8 protein-coding genes are annotated in these 18621 nt (G+C 65.7%); all 8 read right to left on the reverse strand.

The window, feature by feature from the left end:
• Window positions 1-665: 665 nt before the first annotated feature.
• The 8 genes from IB261_RS30180 to IB261_RS30215 all read right to left on the reverse strand — a co-directional run bounded on the left by IB261_RS30180 (window position 666) and on the right by IB261_RS30215 (window position 18516).
• Entirely contained in the window at window positions 666-1127 is a 462-nt protein-coding gene (locus tag IB261_RS30180; protein WP_192383516.1) for an SMI1/KNR4 family protein, read from the reverse strand.
• Window positions 1124-12397 carry a hemagglutinin repeat-containing protein gene (locus tag IB261_RS30185; RefSeq protein ID WP_192383515.1) on the reverse strand — a complete coding sequence of 3758 codons (11274 nt, stop codon included), beginning with the start codon at window positions 12395-12397 and terminating at the stop codon, window positions 1124-1126. The genes IB261_RS30180 and IB261_RS30185 overlap by 4 nt, the downstream gene beginning before the upstream one ends.
• 56 nt (window positions 12398-12453) lie before the next feature.
• The gene (locus tag IB261_RS30190; RefSeq protein WP_225606158.1) at window positions 12454-14154 is read right to left on the reverse strand and encodes a ShlB/FhaC/HecB family hemolysin secretion/activation protein; all 1701 of its coding nucleotides are present in this window, start codon (window positions 14152-14154) and stop codon (window positions 12454-12456) included.
• 167 nt (window positions 14155-14321) lie between these two features.
• Window positions 14322-14570, reverse strand: a complete 249-nt coding sequence (locus IB261_RS30195) for a hypothetical protein (protein WP_081519030.1) — start codon at window positions 14568-14570, stop codon at window positions 14322-14324.
• A gap of 278 nt (window positions 14571-14848) precedes the next feature.
• Window positions 14849-16027: a gamma-butyrobetaine dioxygenase gene (locus tag IB261_RS30200; RefSeq protein WP_192383514.1), complete on the reverse strand. Its 1179-nt coding sequence runs from the start codon at window positions 16025-16027 to the stop codon at window positions 14849-14851.
• A 13-nt stretch (window positions 16028-16040) separates the two neighbouring features.
• Entirely contained in the window at window positions 16041-16970 is a 930-nt protein-coding gene (locus IB261_RS30205) for an alpha/beta hydrolase (RefSeq protein ID WP_192383513.1), read from the reverse strand.
• A 6-nt stretch (window positions 16971-16976) separates the two neighbouring features.
• Complete coding sequence (locus IB261_RS30210) at window positions 16977-17450, reverse strand: thioesterase family protein (protein WP_192383512.1); 474 nt, start codon at window positions 17448-17450, stop codon at window positions 16977-16979.
• 100 nt (window positions 17451-17550) lie between these two features.
• Window positions 17551-18516 (reverse strand): L-carnitine dehydrogenase, encoded by a 966-nt coding sequence (locus IB261_RS30215; RefSeq protein ID WP_192383511.1) that lies wholly within the window; start codon window positions 18514-18516, stop codon window positions 17551-17553.
• Between the last annotated feature and the right edge of the window lie 105 nt (window positions 18517-18621).

Consider the following 18621-nt stretch of genomic DNA (forward strand, 5'->3'; position numbering starts at 1 on the left):
GAAAAGTGCCCCACTACATACAAGCACCCACTTAACAAGCATAAAAGCCAACTGAAGAATCTTTGCACTATTCATTTTTTATTCAGAAAGGTGGGCAGATTTATTTTCTGTATTCGAGCCCTGGCTCGCCAGCCAGTTTTAGAGTAGAAAAATAAATCTATCCCCTTTTCGTTTGAGAGTAAAAATATGCCGCCCTGTTCGCTCCTATTCTTTATTTTTTACCCAAAAAAAAAATATACAACCACAACCCTAATGAAGTCGGCAAAGCCCCCCCCAAGCTAGCTTTTACAGCATAAACAAAGGCAGAATAAGAATAACTAAACCTAACTCCACCATCGTACTCAACCGTATTCACAAAACATATAAACGAAAGCCCCAAAAGCATTGTAAAAAAAATGATGGCGAACAAAAAAACCAGAAGCAGTAGACGCCGCATTTTAGTCTTTCCTATTAGCATTATTCAACGCCACGCTATTAGCTGCTTCAGAAAAAGAGTTACCAATAATCGCCCCCAAAATACCAGGCACTGGGCTCACAAGGAAAAAGGGGACAGATTTATTTTCTTTACTCTAATCCCGACTCGCCAGACAGTTTTAGATTAGAAAAATAAATCTGCCCCCTTTTCGTTTGGACACTTGGACGGGACAGACAACAGGATAAAAACATCAAATATGAGCTAATATCCTCTTGCAGAGAAACTCATAGAAGTTACCTGCATAGTTTAGAAACTCACCGGAAGGAATTCTGACTTTTATCGAATACTCCCCTCCCTCATAGGAGTTCAAATCAAAAAAGAACACCTCTCCCAAATCCGTCTCACTTATAACTAACCTTGAATTATCCACTGTATTGTTTTTCAGCCCCACCAAGTGCTGAAAAACAATATCCCCACCATTTACTGTATCGAAATCCATTCCGTAAAGGCTATAGATTTCTTCACCGCCAACTTCCCCACCAGCATATCTCTTTAAAAACCATTTATACGAATCGGCAAAGACCGCGCCCAGCACCTGCTCTGCCTTCTCCACCCAATCATCACCCACCGAGCTACCTTCATCACCGAAATTAACTATTCCTCGATGCAAATCCACCAACTCTTCAACTTCACGAAAGCCGATTTTACTCATTGGACACCACCATAGCCAGCAGCTCTCTGCTCCCAATATTGAGCTTTCCATTTATCGAATGCAGCACGATCGATCCCGGACGGGATAGTATTGGGATTAATATGAATAACAGAGCTATTTTGTTGATGGAAAGTTTGCGTCATTTCAGCAATAGGTCCAGTCTGAGTTTGTGTAGTATGGTGTAAATTTACTGACTTTCCGTCTACGCCTATTGGCGCTCGACCACTAGCCATACGTTCAATATTTGTTCCGCTTACAACCTTCCCGCCATCACGCCAGCTACTCATAAGACTCGGATCAAACAAATCATCTCGTTGATAAACCTTATTGCCATTGAACTGAACGGGCTCCTTCGACCAGAAGCTTCTCTGCTGGCTGAAGACCGAGCTTGCGTCAGTTGCCGCTGCCCCTGCAGCGGAAGCTGTCATCCCTTGCTTGACAGCCAAACCACCTATGACCGCGCTCATTCCCCCACGGCCACCGGCACCAGCAGCAGATTGCGCTATCGCCTCGGAGAAGTCATTTAGAAATGCGTCAGTGCTGTCTCCGCCTTGAATTATGAGTTCTCGGCCAAGCGCAAAGCGAGCTTCTTCATTACCTTGGATATCTCCCCACATTAAGAGGGCGTTGGCCGCTTTTTCCTTCCTGACTTCCCGGTTGTAGTCCCACGCAGCTTGTGATTCGTCAGCCAGTTGTTGCTTGATCGCTGCACAACGAGTCGGATCGCTAGTGCATAGGGAAGAGATTTCCTGATCTCGCTCCCGAGAAAGATCGCGATATTCATCTCGAATCTGCTTACGCTCTTCTTCTGTCTCAGCAGCAGCTAAGCGGCGCTCACGCTCCTTCATTTCACCGAGATAAAGGTAGTTATTCTCAACCGCCGTCTTACCCGCCCCGGCCGCCGCCACAACCCCAGCGCTATCCCCTGTCGCCAGTCCACCCGCCATCCCCGCTGCGAGGGTGGAGAGGGCCGAGACGATCTGCCGTTCACTCTCCGTCAGGTCTTCGGGTTTCTTGTTGGGGTATACCGTGGTTGCAATCAGCTCACCCGTCGCAGCACCCGCTGCACCGGCCACGCCGGAGTTGCCTTGGGCGTTCGCCACAATGGCGCCAAGCACCGCCTGGGCCATGATGCGGGCAGTGTCGTTGTTGCCGGTTTGCTGCTTGATCAGCGTTGCCACATAGGGCGCTGAGGCTCCCGCCACGGCCCCGCCGATATCACCACCGGCCAGGTATTGCAGTGCTGCCGTGACGGCCTGGGCGGCCTTCTGGTAGTTGCTGCCCGTGCCGTACTCACGCATCACATCCTGGTAGGCCTTGGTATTGGCCAAGGCATCGTTGTAGTCCTGGATCTCTTTGGCAGTTGCATTAGCGCCCGGACGCGGTGTGCCCTTCTCGTCCAGTTCTTCCTGCCCTGCCTTGGTCGCCTTGATCTCCCCATTGGTGCGGATGATGTCCATCGACTGGCTGCCGATCTGCGCGATCAGCTGCACTTCCTGCAGGCGGCGCTGTTCCTTCTCCTTGTCGAAGATGGGGCTGATGCTTCCGTTGGCGTGCTCGACATCGCGGCTCAGGCTGGCGACATCCTGCTGCTGGGCTTCGCCATTGCGGATGTCGATCGTGCCGGCGCTGATGGCCGAACGGGTGGTACCGCTGTCGCTGTCGCTATGGGTGTAGGCGGTGACCATGCCGTTGGGCGCATTGCCCAGGAAGTTGCCGCCTTCATTCCCGCCGCTACTGGCGGTGGCACCCTGCTGCTGGGTCTTGAAGTCGGCCTCGTTGCGGATGTCGCGCCAACCGAGGGTGTCGGTGCTCAGGCGGTTCTTGTCGGCGTTGGCGGTGCTGGAGATGACGGCACCGTCGAGCTGGGTGTGTTTGCCCACGTCAATGTCGTAGCCACCCTTGCCGGCGTAGAGCCCGGTCTGCTCCTGCACGCTGTCGTAGTTGGAGTGGATCTTGCTCTTGTCGACCGAGAGGCTGGCGCTGCCGCCGGAGCCGATGATGGCGACACTGACGCCGCCGCTGACATTCTTCTGCTCGGACTTGTACTCGTCAGTGTCCTGCAGGCTGCGCAGGGTGAGGTCGCGGCCGACCTTGGCGGTGATCTGCTCGCCACTGACCTGGGCACCGATGAGGCTGGTATCGCGGCCGCTGACGAGGGTGACCTGGCGGCCGGCATCGACGGTGGTTTCGGTCCAGGTGGTGCCGTTGCCGTGTTCGAAGCCGGTGCCCTTGTTGCCGTTGGCGAAGACACTCAGCCCACCGCCTCCGCTGCCGAAGCCGATGCTGACGCCGACGTTGCCGCCGCTGCTGCTGTTCTTGCCGTCGAGTTTCTGGGTGTTGGAGGCGGCCTCGAGAATGAGGTCACGGTTGGCGGCCAGCATGACGTCCTGGCCGGCCTTGAGCTGGCTGCCCTGGATGCGGATGTCGCCGTCTTCACCGACCTTGCCCGCGCCGGTGGCGAGGATGTTGAGGTTGTTGCCGGCGGTCAGGGTGCTGCCCTGGCCGATGCTCTGCTCTTGAACGGTTTTCGATTTGGATTGCTGCGAACCGAGGGAGATGGCGATGCCGACGAAGTTGCCGGCATTGTCGGTGGTCATGCCACCCTGCTCCGCCGCCTGCCAGGCCTGGTAACCAGTCAGGCCAGCCTGGATGCCCTTGAGCGCAGCGAGACGGCTGTCGTCTTCATGGCGTGCTTCCTTGGACGACTGGTAGGCGGTATTGACCGCGCTGCCGACACTGCCGGACAGGGCCAGGGTCAGGCCGCTTTTCTTCTGCTCGCGGGTTTCCTCGCTGCGGTTGCGGTTCTGCGCCTCGAGGATGCTGACGTTCTGCCCGATGAGGTTGATGTCCTTGCCGGCGACGAGGTCGGAGCCACGGATGGTGAGGTCCTTGCCGGCCTGGATATCGACGTTGCCGAGCACGCTGCCGATGGTGCTGCCGCGGGTCTGTTCGGTGTGGTCGTCCTGGGTGGTCTTCAGGCTGCTGGAGCCGAGGGTCACACCGATCCCGCCGCTGCTCATGAGGCCGGATTTCTTCTTCGACTCGGCGTGGCTGGTCTCGAAGCTTTCGGTAGCGCCATCGATGAGCACGTTGCGCCCGGCCAACAGGCTGGTGCCGTTGGTGGAGGCGACGTCGCTGCCTTGCACGGCGATGTCCTGGCCGGCGCGGATGGCGATCTTGTCGGCACTGACCAGGGAGCCGGCCTGGGTGGTGCTACTGCTGCTGTCGACGCGGGTCTTGGTGCTGCTGGAAAGCCCGGAGCTGCTGGTCTTGGTCTTGCGGTAGTAGCTGTAGTCGCTGTCCTGCTCGGAGACCAGGCTGACATCGCGAGAGGCATAGAGGTAAGCCTCGCCCGAGGCGCTGACGCTGCTGGCCTTGAGCGCCAGGTCCTGCCCGGCGGCAATGCTGACGTCGCCGCCGGCGGTCAGCTCGGTACCCTGCTGTTCGACGTGGTCCTTCTGGCTGCTGATCTTGCGCGTGTTGCTATAGCTATGGCTCTCATCCGCCGCCGAGGCGAGGGTGACGTCGCGGCCGGCGCTCAGGGCCGCGTCGCGTGCTGCGTCGAGGCGGCTGGCGACGGCGTTGAGGTCGCGCCCGGCGCTGATGTCGAGGTCGCGCCCGGCGCTGGCTTCAGCGCCCAGCTGGGTGGTGTTTTCGCTGTAGTAGCGGCGGCCGTTGAGCTGGCCGTTGGTGACTTCCACCGAGGCGATGTTGACGTCGCGGTCGGCGCCGATGAACAGGTCGCCACGGCTCTGCAGCACGCCACCGAGGTTGCTGACGTCACGGCCGGCGCTGATGTCGAGGCTGTTGGCGGCCTCGATGCGGGCGGCGCTGTCGGCGAAGCTGGTGGTCCAGGTGCGGTTGGCGCTCTGCGCGCTGTCGATGCGGGTGACGCTGCGTTCGTTGATCACATCGCCGGTCAGTGCGGTGAGGCTGACATCGCGCCCGGCGATGATGCCGCCGGCGGCGTTGCGGATGCTGTCGTCGGCGAGCAGGTCGAGGCGGTTGCCGGCCTGGATCAGCCCGCTGTTGCTCAGGTTGCTGGCACTGGCGCTGAGGTTGTTGCTGGCGCGCAGGGTGCCGGCGTTGTTGAGCTCGCCGCCGCTGATGAGGCTGACGTCCTGGCCCTGGATCAGCGCGCCGGTGGGGCCGAGGCGGTTTTCCGCCTGGGCGAGGTAGAGCACCGGGACGAGGACCTTCTCTCCATTCACCTCGGCTTCTTCGAGCCAGACGATGTCGTGGGTCAGGGCCGCGACCTGTTCGGCGGAGAGGCCGACGCCGACGGAGAGCTGCAGGCTGTCCTTGTAGGCGATGGCGTTGTCCATCAGGTAGCGGAACAGGGCTTCGTCGCTGGCCATGCCGTCGATGAAGCGCTGGCCGGTGCGGGCGGCCACCGCCTGCTGGATCAGACGCTGTTCGTAGAGGCCGTCGCCGAGGCGCTTCTGCGACTTGTCCGGGTCGTAGCCGAGCTGGCCGAGCAGGTAGTCGGAGCTGAGGAAGCTCTTCAGGCTGGTCAGTTCGGGGTTGGTCTCGATCAGGTACTTGTGGCTGTTGCTCGGGGTAGCGCTGCTGGGCAGGCCCTGCACGCGGGGGATGTCGAATCCGTTGCCGGAGGTGGCATTGGCGGTAGACGCGCCGCCACCCAGGGCGACGTTGTCGGCCCCGCCGACAGCGCCGCCCAGCGCCTGTTCGCGCTGGCCGGTGCCGAGGTTCTGGCCGTTGAAGGCGAGCTCACCGCCGCCCTGCACGCTACCGGCCGCGCCGCCGCTGCCCTGCTCGCCGCTCAGGCGGAACAGGCCGTTGCTGCCGGTGGGCAGGCTGAAGCCCGGCAGGGTGATGGGGTTGACCTGCTGCTGGGCAAGGTCGGGCGGCAATTGCGAGTTGATCGGCACCACGGTGGCGACCGGGCTGGCGCCGATGGCGGTGTCGCCGGTCTTCTGACCCGGATTGACGAAGGTGTAGTTGTTGCGGATGACGCTGTTGTTGATCTCGCTGGTGGCGGTGATGCTGACGTTGCCGGCGGCCTGGATGATGCCGGCGTAGCTCTGGTCGCCGCTGTTGAGCTGGGTGGTCGAGCCGTACTGCGGGTATTCCTTTTCGGTACGGGCGATGAAGTGGCTCAAGGCGGTAGCCATGGCGGCCGGGTCGTTGACGTAGTTGGGGCTGTCGACCCAGTACTGGTCGGTGAAGGCCTTGGCTTCGTTGCTGCGGCTGGCGTGGTCGCGGGTACGTTCGGAGCGCAGCACGCGCAGGGTTTCGGTCTCGCCGGTGACGACACCTTCGTTGCTCAGGCTGGCGACATTGGCGTAGAGGTTCTGCCCGGCGCTGATGACGCTGCTGGCGTTGTTGATCGAGTCGCCCAGCAGGTTCAAGTTGCCGCCGGCGCTGATGGAAGACGCGGCGCTGGCCTGGAGCACTTCGAGCTTGTCGCGCTCGGTGACTTCCCAGACCTGGTTTTCCTTGCCGCCGCTGCAGTCGGCGTTGCCGTCGTTGAAGTACTTGTAGCAGCTGACTTCGATGATCTGCGCGGTGTACTTGCCGGAGTTGTTGACCACCAGCACCACACGCTCGTTGTTCAGCGCGCCGACATTCAAGCGCATGTCGCCCTGGCTTTCGAGGGTGGCGGAGAGGTTGTCCAGGCTGGCGGCGCGGCCGCCGTTGTCGTCGGCGGCGAAGTCGAGGCTGCCTAGGCTGTAGACGTTGGCGTAGCGGTTGGTGAAGTTCTGCGCGCGCAGCTGCATATCGCCGCCGCTGAAGATCAGCGCGCCGTTTGGCTCGCCGTCGTTGCGCAGGTTCCAGGCGCTGAGGCGCACGTCGCCGGCGCCGCCGAGGGTGCCGTAGTTGTTGAGGGTGCCGGCGCTGGCGCTGAGGTTGCCACCGGCGGTGATGCGGCCACGGTTGTTCAGGGTATTGGCGTTCAGGGTGACGCCCTGGCCGCCGGCAAGGCTGCCGGTCAGGTCGATCACGTCGGCGCCGAGGTTGAAGCTGCCGACGCTGGTGGTGCGCCCCGCACCGCTGTAGGTGCCGCCCAGCTGGATGTCGAGGCTGCCATCGCTGGCGATCAGGCCGGCGTTGGCCCAGTTGCCGCCGCGGCCGATGAGGCTCTGCGCGGCCAGCAGCTGGCCGTACTGCCCCTGGTCGAGCTGGCCGATGTCCAGGTTCAGGTTGCGCGCCTGGATGATGGCGTTGTTGGTCCAGCTGGCGGCCTGGTAGGTGAGGCTGCCGTTGGAGGTGAAGTTGCCGCCGGCCTGGCCGGCCTGGGCGAGGTCGACGCCAAAGGTGCCGGTGCCGACGTGCAGCACGTTGCCGCCGCCGTTCTGCAGGGCGCCGGTCTGCAGGATCAGGTCCTGGGTGGCGCCTTCGATGCGGCCGAGGTTGTTGTTGAGCAGGCCGCCGCTGACGATCTTCATCTGGCTGGGGCTGGCTGCGCGCAGCAGGCTGACGGGCGTCTGGCCGAGAGCGCGAATGGCGCCCACCACGTTGTTGATGCTGGCCGCGCCGAGGGTCAGGTTGCCGCTGCTTTCGATCAGGCCGAACTGGTTATTCAGCGCGCCGCCGAGGCTGGCGTCGAGGTTGCCGGCGCCGATCTTGCCGCCTTGGCCAAGTGCTGCACCGTCGTTGAGCAACTGGTTGCCGCGCAGGTAGAGCAGGCTGCCGGCGTAGAGGCCGCCGCCCTGGTTGTTCAGGTCGGTGGTGCTGATGCGGTTGTCGCCGCTGACCGCCGAGAGGTGGCCGGCGCGGTTGTCGATGCCGCCCGTGGCGGTGATGTCGAGGCCCTTGGCCTGGGTGGTGCCGGCGTTGTTGCTGAAGGTGCCGGTGACCAGCTTGAGGTTGCCGTTGGCGGCATTGATGACGCCGCCGCCGCTGTTTTCGAGGCTGGCGCTGCCCAGGTCGAGCTGGCCGGTCTGGCTGATGATGCGGCCGTTCTGGTTGCCGAGGGCGCCGGTGGCCTTGAGGGTGGTATCACCCTGGCCCTGCAGGGTGCCGCCGCCGTTGGCGATGCTGGCGGCGCTGAGGTTGAGCTGGCCGGCCTTGCTGAAGACCAGGCCATCCTGGCCGTTGAGCAGTTCGGCGGTGAGTTGCAGGGTCAGGTCGTCCTGCGCGGCCACGGTGCCGCCAGCGCTGTTGTCGAAGCGCCCGGCGAGGACCTTGAGCAGGCCCTGGCTGGCGAGCTGGCCGCCACGGTTTTCCAGGCTGCCGACGCTCAGGTTGAGCGGGCCGCCGCTGGCGATTTTCGAGCCGGCGCCGTTGTTCAGCAGGGCGCCGAGCAGGCCCAGGCGCAGCGCGCCCTGGCTGACCAGGCTGCCGCCGCTGTTGTTCAGGCTGCTGGCGTCGTAGTCGACACGGGCGGCGCTGATCTGCCCGGCGCGGTTATCCACAGCCTTGGCACTACCGGTCAGGCTGCCCTGGGCGCTGAGCAGGCCGCCGTTGCTGTTGTCCACGTCGCCACCCACGGTCAGGCCGAGCCCGCCCTGGGTGGAAACGATGCCGCCGGCGTTGTTCAGGCTGCCGGCGCCAAGGCCGAGGTTGCCCTTGCTGACCAGCGCGCCGGCGCCGTGGTTATCAAGCGCGCCGCTGACCGTCAGCGTCAGCGCGCCATCGCGGCTGGAGAGCGTGCCGCTGCTGCTGTTGTCCAGGCTGGCGGCGTTGACCACCAGGCCTTGCCAGCCGGAGAGCAGGCCTTGGCTTACGTTGCGCAGGGCGCCGGCGTTCAGTTCGAGCTGGCCGGCGCTGATGATCCGGCCGCTGTCGCCGTTGTCGAGCTGGCCGCTGGCCGTGAGCGCGAAGCCCTGGCTGGCGGAGATTTCCCCGCCACGGTTGTCGAGGTTGCGCAGGCCGTTGATCTGCAGGGCGCCGGTGGCGCTGAGCAGGCCGCCACGGTTGTCGAAGTCGCCGCGCAGGGCGCCGTTGCCCAGGTCGAGGGTGACCTTGCCTTCGCCGATCAGCGCGGCCTGGCGCTGGATCAGCTGGGCGACGATCAGGTGCAGGTCGCCCTTGGCGGAGATTTCCCCGCCACCGGTGGATTCGAGCTTGCCGCCGCGCAGGGTCAGCGCGCCCTGGCTGGTGATCAGGCCACCGGGTTTGCCGGCAGCGCTGGCGCCGTTGAGGACGTTGCCGGCGCCGAGGTCGAGGCCCTGCGCACCGCTGATTACGCCATCGCGGTTGTCGAGGTCGGCGGTGCTGGCGTCGAGACGGCCCTGGGCGAGCAGGCGGCCGTCGCGGTTGTCGGTGGTGCCGGTGGCCAGCAGCAGATCGCCGGTGGCGGACAGCAGGCCGCCCTGGTTGTTCAGGCTGGCGCTGCCAACATCGAGCTTGCCGCTGGCGACCAGTGCGCCGTCGCCGTGGTTGTCCAGCGCGCCCTGGCTGCGAACGAGCATGTCACTGCGGCTGGCGAGGGTGCCGCCCTGGCTGTTGTCGAGGCTGGCGGCGTTGACGCTGAGGCCGTTGCTGCCGGAGAGCACCCCGGCGTTGCTGTTGTTCAGTGCGCCGCTGGTGAGGGTCAGGCGGTCGCCGGAGAGAATCTTGCCGCCCTGGTTGAGCAAGGCCCCGGTGGTGAGGACAAAGGCGCGGTCGCTGGAGATTTCGCCGCCCCGGTTGTCGAGGCTGGCGACGTTGCGCAGCGCCAACTGGCCGGGGCTGCCGAGCAGGCCGCCGGCGTTGTTCAGGGCGCCGCCCTGGAGGTCGAGGTCGACGCCGCCCTGGCCGATCAGCTGGCCGCCGCCGTGCTGGTCGAGGCCAGCGATGCGGCCGTCGATGACGCCGCGCGCGGAGAGGCTGCCGCCCTGGCTGTTGTCCAGCTGGGCGGTGGCGAGGTGGATGGCGGCGTCGGTGACGATGCGGCCCTGCTGGCTGTTGTCGAGCTTTGCGCCTTGCAGGCGGATATCGCCGGCAGCGCTGAGGATGCCGCCGGCGTTGTTCAGGTCGGCGCCGGCGAGGTCGATGCTGCCGTCGCTGAGCAGCTTGCCGCCGCGGTTGTCGAGCGCACCGGCCAGGCGAGAGAACAGCAGGCCGGCACTGGAGACCGCGCCCCCACGGTTGTCGAGGCTGCCGGCGTTGAGGGTCAGGCTGCCCTGGCTGAGCAGGGCGCCGTTACCACTGTTGTCGAGCGCGCCGGCCAGTTGCAGCCAGAGGCTGTTCTGGCTGTTCACCCGGCCGCCCTGGCTGTTGTCCAGGCTCTGCCCGGTGATGCTCAGGCCGTCGCGGCCGGCCAGGGTGCCGGCGCGGTTGGCGATGCGCTGCACCTGCAGGTCGAGGCCGGCGTCGCCGATGACCTTGCCGGCGCCGTTGTCCAGACTGGCAGCCTGCACAGCGACCTTGGCGCGGCTGGAGATTTCGCCGCCCTGGTTGAGCAGGTCGGTGCCTTTGACGCTGACGCCGTTGTTGGCGGCGATGAGGCCGCCGTTGCGGTTGTCGAGCAGCCCGGCGTCGAGGTTCAGCGCGCCCTGGGCGAGCAGTTCGCCGCCCTGCTGGCTGAAGCTGTCGGCCTTGGCCTGCAGGTCGCCCTTGGCATTCACGCTGCCCTGGGCGTTGTTCACCTGGCTGGCCGTCAGGCGCAGTGCCGCGCCGCTGTCGAGGGCGCCGCCCTGGCTGTTGTCCAGCTGGCCGACGTCGAGCTTCAGGTCGCCCAGGCTGCTGATCACGCCCAGTGCGCTGTTGTTCAGGCTGGCCCCGGAAAGGGTCACACCGGCATCGCCGACCACCAGCCCGCCACGGTTGTCGAGGTTGCCGGCCTGCACACCGAGCGCGCCCTTGGCCGAGAGCAGGCCATCGGCCTGGTTGTCGAGCTTGTGCTGGACGCGGGCCTGCAGAGTGCCGTTGCTGACCAGAGTGCCCTTGCCGCTGTTGTCGAGGCTGTCGAGGGTGAAGTCCAGCGATTGCTCGGCGGAGAACAGGCCGAGGCGGTTGTCCAGCGCGCCGCCGCTGACTTGCAGGCGGTTGGCGACGGCCTGGCCGTTGCGGTTGTCCAGGCGCGCGGCGTTGAGCGTCAGTTGATCGCTGGCGAGCAGGCGGCCCTGGCGGTTGTCCAGGCTGGCAGCGCTGACGCGGGTGGTGGCGCCCTTGAACGCGCCGCCCTGGTTGTCCAGGGTGCCGCTGGCGTTGGCGTCCAGGTTGCGGCTGGCAACCACGCTGCCGCTGTTGCGCAGGGTCTGCGCGGTGATCGCCACGTCGCCCTGGGCGTTGCGGCTGTTATCCGGGTTGACGCCGGCTTCGACGACGCCGCTGTTGCTGACCTGTGCGGCGGTGAGCGCGACACGCTGGCCGGCCGCGAGGCTCTGGCTGTTGCTCAACTGGCCGCTGGCGTTCAGCTCGGCGACGCCGCTGGCGTAGGCCGGGCCGGTGACGGCAATGTCGCTGGCCTTGGCGCGCAGGTTGCCGGCGGCGCTGGTGCGGGCCAGGGTCAGCTGGCCGTTGGCGTCGATCTGAATGTCGCCGCCGCTGGCGGCCATGTTGCCGGCGAGTTTTACGCCCACGCCCTGCTCGGTGCCCACCAGGCGGATGGCGCCGGCGTACATGCCGCCCAGCGCGGAGCTGTCGATGGCCAGTTGCGGCTTGGCGCTGCCGTCGTCGGCCTTGGCGGTGGCGGCGAGGGTCTCGGCGTCCACCTGGTTGCGGCCGGTCACCACGGCGAGTTGCTGCGCGTAGAGGTCGGCGTTGAGCTTGGCGCTGCGGGTGATCAGCTCGAACTGGTCGAGGTTGCTGGCATTCAGGCCGGCGCCTTCGACGCTGATCTCGCCGCCGTCGACGTCGTAGCCACGCAGGCGCTCGCCATCCATCAGCGGCTTGCCGGTGGTCAGGGTGGCGCGCGGGGTATTGATGAAACCGCAACCGTTGCACGTGATTCCGTGGGGGTTGGCGACGATGACGTGGGCGGCCTGCCCGGCCACTTCGGTATAGCCGCGCAGTTGCGAGGGGTTGGCCCCGGTGACTTCGTTGAGGATCTTGTTGGCCGCGCCGCCCTTGAGGTTCGGGTTGCCGACGATGATCCCGCCCAGCTGGGTGGACTGGGTCTTGCCGGTGGCGTTGTTGAGGATCAGGCCGTTCTGCCCGACGTTGTAGTCGCTGAACTTGTTGTGGGAGAGCCCCGCGCCGTTGGGCGTGGCGATGTTCACCACGGGCACGCCATTGCCCGCCGCGCCCAGGTGCGTATTGCCACCGGCTGCCGCGTCCACCGCCAGCTCGGCCGCTGCCGCGACGATGGGGTTGAGGATCAGGATGCCGGCAAGCACGCTGGCAATGGCCTGGTACAACGGGTGGCGTACGTCCATGTGGGAATCTCCCAAGTGCCGGCAGATGCCAGCTACTAGCTAAAGAGCGAATCGGTTCAGAAGAAGAGGTCGACGCGGAAATACACCGGGTGCTCGCGTCGCTCGATGATGTCCGGGCGCTCCAGGGAGCGCGCCAGGGTCACGGAGGCGGCGGCGTACTGCCCGCGCGCACTGAACTCCAGGCCGTGGCCGCTCATGCGTCCGGAGAGGCCCGGGTTGTATTGGCCGTGCTCGATGGCGCCGAAGTCGTAGGCGTAGGCCACGCCGTACTCCTGCACCCAGGGCAGCAGCGGCTCCCAGGTCACGGCGCGGCGCCAGCGCAGCTGGTTGCGCCAGTAGTAGCCGGAGTCGCCGGAGAGGGTCTGGTCCTTGAAGCCGCGGATCGAGCTGAGGCCGCCCAGGCTGATGCGCTGCGGGCTGTAGAGCACGTCTTCGCTGTGCTGGCCGGTGGCGAGGCTTTCGAAGCTGAAGGCTTGCTCCCACAGCGTGAACGGCTGCAGGTAGCTCAGGGTCAGGCTGTATTTGTTGTAGCGGGCAGTGGGGCTGCCGTGCGGGGCGCCATGCTCGTCATCCTGCGCGCCGAAGGCACCGATGCCGCGCTGCCAGCCGATGTCGGCGTTGACGAAGGCGCTGCCGATGCGCCGGCCATGGTTGAAGCCCAGGTTGAATTCGCTGAGGTGGGTGCTGGAGACGTCGAGCAGGGTGTCGTCGATGTAGTTGCGCGTGCGCTGGTGGCTGAGGCCGAAGTTCACCCCGGTCTTGCTCACGTCGTCGCGGTGCAGCACGCGCTCGGCGCCCAGCTGGTGGGTCTCGTTGTCGCCGTCGTACTTGAAGGCGAAGCCGGCGTCTTCGTTGCGGGTGCGGTAGTAGTTGCGGCTGTAGCTGTAGTTGAAGGTCCACCAGCCGTAGGGAACGCTGTACCACAGGCTCTGGTTGTCGGAGTGCTTCCAGTGGTCGCTGACCACGTCCTCGCCGTAGCGCAGGCCGAACTGGTCGGCCAGGCCCAGCGGGCTGTCCCAGTCGAGGCCGACGCCGGCCTGCTGTTCGCCGGAGGTCGCGTCGCCGTTGTTGTCGCGGCTGGCGGAGACGCGCCAGGGTTTGCTGCGCTCACCCTTGAGCTGCACGCGGCTGCCGCCCACTTCCTTGCCCGGCACCAGTTCCATCTGCGCCTGGCGCGAGGGCAGGCGGTTGATCTGGTCGACCAGCTGTTCCAGGTCACGCAGGTTGAGGACTTCGCCGGTGGTGCCGGGGAAGGTCATGGCCAGCTCGCGTTCGCTGGCCAGCTCGGACTGGTCGAAGCCCTCGAGGCGGCCCTCGACCACGATGATCTTCAGCTCGCCACTGGAGAGGTCCTGCTGCGGCAGGTAGGCGCGGGTGGTGACGAAGCCGCGCGAGAGGTAGTGGTCGGTGATGCCCTTGAGCAGCTCGTTGAGCTGGTTCACGCCCAGGCATTGACCCTGGTACGGCGCCAGCAGCGCTTCGCGCGAACGCGCGTCGAGGTGCTCGGCGCCTTCGAGGCTGATGCTGCGGACAGTGAAGCAACGGGTGTCCGGCGCGGTGGTCGGCGGCGCCTCGGTCGGTGCCTTGCCGGGGAGCTGCTTGAGCTCTTCCAGGCGCTTCTGCTGTTCGCGCAGCAATTGTTTCTGGCGCTGGCGCTGAAGGTCGTTGTCACCCGGTGAGGGGAGTGGCGCGGCAAAGCTTGCCGAGGCACAGCAGAATGCCAGGACGGGCATCCAGCCACGGTAGAGAGCATGCATCCTTACGATCCCTGTCTTCTGGCCAGGCGGCCAGCTCATCAAAAAAGACGAATTGGATCATATTTGATACATGATGCCCTTAGGCCATTACCCCGACGAACTGTAAGCCATTTCCCATTTTCTGGGAGATGCCGCGCACAAACGAAGCTTGCCTGTGCGCCTGATTGTCACACTTTGGGTACCAGCGCCGGCAGCAATTGCCGGGAGATCGCCTCGCGCACGGCGGGCAGCAGGGTCGCATTCCCCGCGAGCATTTCCTCCACCAGGCGGCGCAGCGCCAGCGAGCGCTCCGGGGTCAGGCCGCGCACGGCGTATTCGCAGGCCTGCTCGGCGGTGATGCCCGGCGGCACGGCGAAACCCAGCGCTTGCAGGCGTTCGCGGAAATCGTCCTGGTCGATCAGGTCGGCGTGCATCATCGCGGGTCTCCTTGGGAGCGGCAGGGGTCTGCATCGATTCTGGTAAGCCCGGCGGGGCGCGGCAAGCATCTGTCCGACGGAATGTCCGCGGCGGGCAAGCGCAGGTCGTTTTCGGCTAACCGAGGCGGCGACGCGACGCGCAGACTGGCTTCCATACCCCGCAGCCGGCACCGGCGCCAGCTGCGGGGCCTCGCACACTGAGAGCCCGAACCGGCTCGATTTGTCCCCTGCCGCGCGTCGGGCGCCGCAGGGGATTTTTTTGTCCGGCTTGCGCCGCTTCACCGCTCGCGCTGCAGCACCAGGATGCGTGACAGCAGTTCGCCGCGGTCGATGTAGCAGCCCTGCAGGTGCCGTTCGCCGCTGGCCGGGTCGAAGGCGGTGCGGGCGTGCAGGGTGCGGCGGTTGTCGAAGCACCACATCTGCCCGGCGCGCAGCTTCTGTTGCAGACGGAAGCGCGGGTCACGGGTGAGCGTGAGGAAGGCCCGCCAGGCGTGATACAGCGCATCCATGCGCTCGGCCGGGGCGTCGAAGGGGCCGCGCAGGAAGTTGGCGATGCGGATCTCGCTGATCTCGCCCCGCGCGTCCAGGGCGATCACCGGCGCCAGGCAGCGGTAGTCGCTGCGGCGGTCCTTGTTGCGGAATTCGATGGGCATCTCGCAGAGCGTGCGGAAGTCTTCCGGCGCTTCGTCGCGCAGTGCCTGGGCGATGGCGAAGCCGTCGACGAAGACGCTGTCGCCGCCGTCGGCGTTGTTCACCAGGCAATGCAGGAATTGCAGCCCCGGTTGCAGTTCGCGGGTCGGCAGGTCGGTGTGCAGCGGCAGGTTGAATGCGGTGTAGGCGTTGCTGTCGGCGGCCGCGGCCTTGGACTTCACATCGAACAGCACACCGAAATTGGTCTCGCGGATGAAGGCGATGCGCTGGGCGATGCGGTGCAGGGAGCCGGGCGCGGTGGGCACGCCATCCACGCGGCTGAGGCCGAGGTCGCGCAGGGCGAGCATCCATTCCAGCAGTGCCGAGTCGTCATCCATCAACTGGTCGTGCTGGAATTCCGGCACCTCGAAGTCGCGGCGCCAGACGCGGGTGGTCTGGTGCGCAGCGAGGCGTTCGGCGCGGGACTCATCGTCGTAGGCGTGGGCGCGCAGCCAGCCCGGGTCGTACTGACTGCGGTGGCCATCGCTCCAGTGCACACACAGATAGCCCAGTTCGATGGCGGCCCGTTCGGGCGCAAGATCGGCGGGCACGTCGATGATCTCCAGCACCTGCTCACGGGTGACCGCGTAGACGCATTCGCCGCACGGGCAGTTGTCGCGCAGCCACTGGTGATGGAAGGGACTGACGCGGCCGTCGTCCCATACCAGGTCGAGGCGGTTGGTCTGCGGGCGCAACGAGGTCAGCGCAGCGGTCTGTGGATAAGTGCGCCAGTCGGCGATGGTGGGACGTTCCAGCGTCGTTTCCATGCTCTTCTCCTTGTCAGCTCAGGCTTCGGCGCAGGGCCGCGATCAGGGCGCCGCGCAGGGCATCCACTTCCGCCACGCGCCGGGCGCGCAGGCAGCCGTGGACGAGTCCGGCACCGGGGAAGTAATCCACCGCCACGCCGGCCTCACGCAGGCGGTCGCGGTACAGCGCGCCGTCGTCGCGCAGCGGGTCGAACTGGGCGACGGCGACGAAGGCCGGTGGCAGGCCGCCGAGGTTTTCGGCGAGCAGTGGCAGCGCCAGCGGATCGCGCCGGTCGGCGGGGCGCGAGAGGTAGGCGGCGAGGTAGTCGTCCACCGCCGCACTGGTCATCAGCGGTGCGTCGGCGCAGGTGGTGCGCGAGGGTGTGTCGAGGTTGCCCAGCGCGGGGTAGATCAGCGCCTGGGCCAGCGGCAGCGCTTCACCACTACCGCGCAGGGCCAGGCACAGCGCGGCGGCGAGGTTGGCGCCGCCGCTGTCGCCGGCGACCGCGATACGGGTTTTATCCACAGGCTCGCCGAGGCCGTCCCGGTGAATCCGCCGCCAGGTGTCGAGGCAGTCGTTGAGGGCCGCGGGATAAGGGTGCTCGGGCGCCAGCCGGTAGCTGATGGCGACCACCAGCGCGCCCAGTTCGGCGGCCAGGGGAATGCAGATCATGTCGTGGGTGCGGGCGTTGCCCAGCACCCAGCCGCCGCCGTGGATGTAGAAAATTGTCGGCCAGCCATTCGCCGGTGGCGCGCCTTCGGGCCGGTAGAGGCGCAGCTCGACCAGGCCGTCAGGCTGTACGTCGCGGACCAGCAGGCCCGGCGGAACCGGTGGCGCAAAGGCGGCGGCCATGCGCTCGTAGTTTTCCCGCTGGGCGGCGAGCGTGGGGCCTTCCAGTGGGTGGGCCTCCGTCTCGGCGACGAAGGCCTGCATGGCATCGGACAGCGGATAGCGCCGGCTCACGGCGAATCAGCCCGGCAGGCCGATGACGCGGCCCACGTAATCCGGGCGCGGCAATGGGCGATGGGCCTCGGCCAGCGCCAGCACGCGCTCGAGCACGACGCCTTCGAAGGGCGCCGAGCGCGCGCCACCTTCGAGGTTCACGTGCAGCAGCATCTGTTCGCTGGCGGCCAGGGCGAGGTCTTCTCCAGCGCGGTGCAGGCTGTGGAAAACCTGCAGGCGCTTGCGGTCGTGGGCGATCAGCTGGGTGCGCACTTCGACCCTCTCACCCTCCTTCACCTCGTGCAGGTAGTTGAGGTGCACCTCGAGGGTGAACAGTGAATCGTTGGTCGCCGCGCGGTGGTCGGCGTCGAGGCCGAGGTGGTCCATCAGGGCGTCGGTGGCGTAGCTGAACAGCAGCAGGTAGAAGGCGTCGCGCAGGTGGCCGTTGTAGTCGGTCCACTCGGCGAGGATGGGGGTTTCGTAGGTTTTCAGGGCGTGCATTTTCGGCTCTCTATTCAGGTCCCCTCTCCCCACCCCTCTAACTAGGCGCCCCCCCCTGAAGAGAGAGGGGGCCGTCCGGAGCGGGCGGTGAAATGAGAGGTTAGTCGGCGAAGGCGAAGCCGTGTTTGGTCTTGGTCTCCTTGATGGCGCCGAGCACCGCCAGCAGGCAGTCGTCGCGGTAGCGCTCCAGTTCGGCGATGCTGCGGCTGCCCTGCTGCTCGGCGGTGCCTTCGACCACGCGGTCGATCAGGGTGTCGGTCAGCTCCGGGGCGGGCAGGTAGGTCCAGGGCAGCTGCAGCGCCGGGCCGAACTGGGCCATGAAGTGGCGCATCCCGGCGTTGCCGCCGGCCAGGGTGTAGGTGAGGAAGGTGCCCATGAAGGACCAGCGCAGGCCGGCGCCGAAGCGGATGGCGTCGTCGATCTCGCCAGTGCTGGCAACGCCGTCGTTGACCAGGTGCAGCGCTTCGCGCCAGAGGGCTTCGAGCAGGCGGTCGGCGATGAAGCCGGGGACTTCCTTGCGCACGTGCAGCGGGCGCATGCCGAGGGACTGGTAGACCTGGATGGCGGCCTGCACCGCTTCCGGCGCGGTCTTCGCGCCGCCCACCACTTCCACCAGCGGCAGCAGGTAGACCGGGTTGAACGGGTGGCCGACCACGCAGCGCTCGGGGTGCGTGGCGTCGGCATAGAACTCGCTGGGCAGCAGGCCCGAGGTGCTGGAGCCGATCAGGGCATTGGGCTTGGCGGCGGCGCTGATCTTGGCGTGCAGCTCGCATTTCAGGTCGAGGCGTTCGGGGGCGCTTTCCTGGATGAAGTCGGCATCGCGCACGCATTCTTCGATGGTGGCGACGAAGCGCAGGCGATCGGGCGAGGCGCCGGGGGCGAGGCCGGCCTTTTCCAGGGCCGGCCAGGCGTTGGCGATTCGCGCACGCAGCACGGCTTCGGCGCCGGGAGCCGGGTCCCAGGCGATGACGTCGAGGCCATGGGCCAGGGCGCGGGCGACCCAGCCGCTGCCGATGACGCCGCTGCCGAGGGCGGCGAAGGTCTTGATTTGGGTGATGAAGGACATGGGTGGCTCCGGAAAGTGGGCGGGGCGTCGGGTTCTTCGTAGGGCGCATAACGCGCAGCGTTATCCGCCGATCCAGTTCGGCGGCGGATAACCCGTTCCGGGTTA

It is taken from the genome of Pseudomonas sp. PDM20 (genome assembly GCF_014852575.3).
Classification (GTDB): Bacteria; Pseudomonadota; Gammaproteobacteria; order Pseudomonadales; family Pseudomonadaceae; genus Pseudomonas.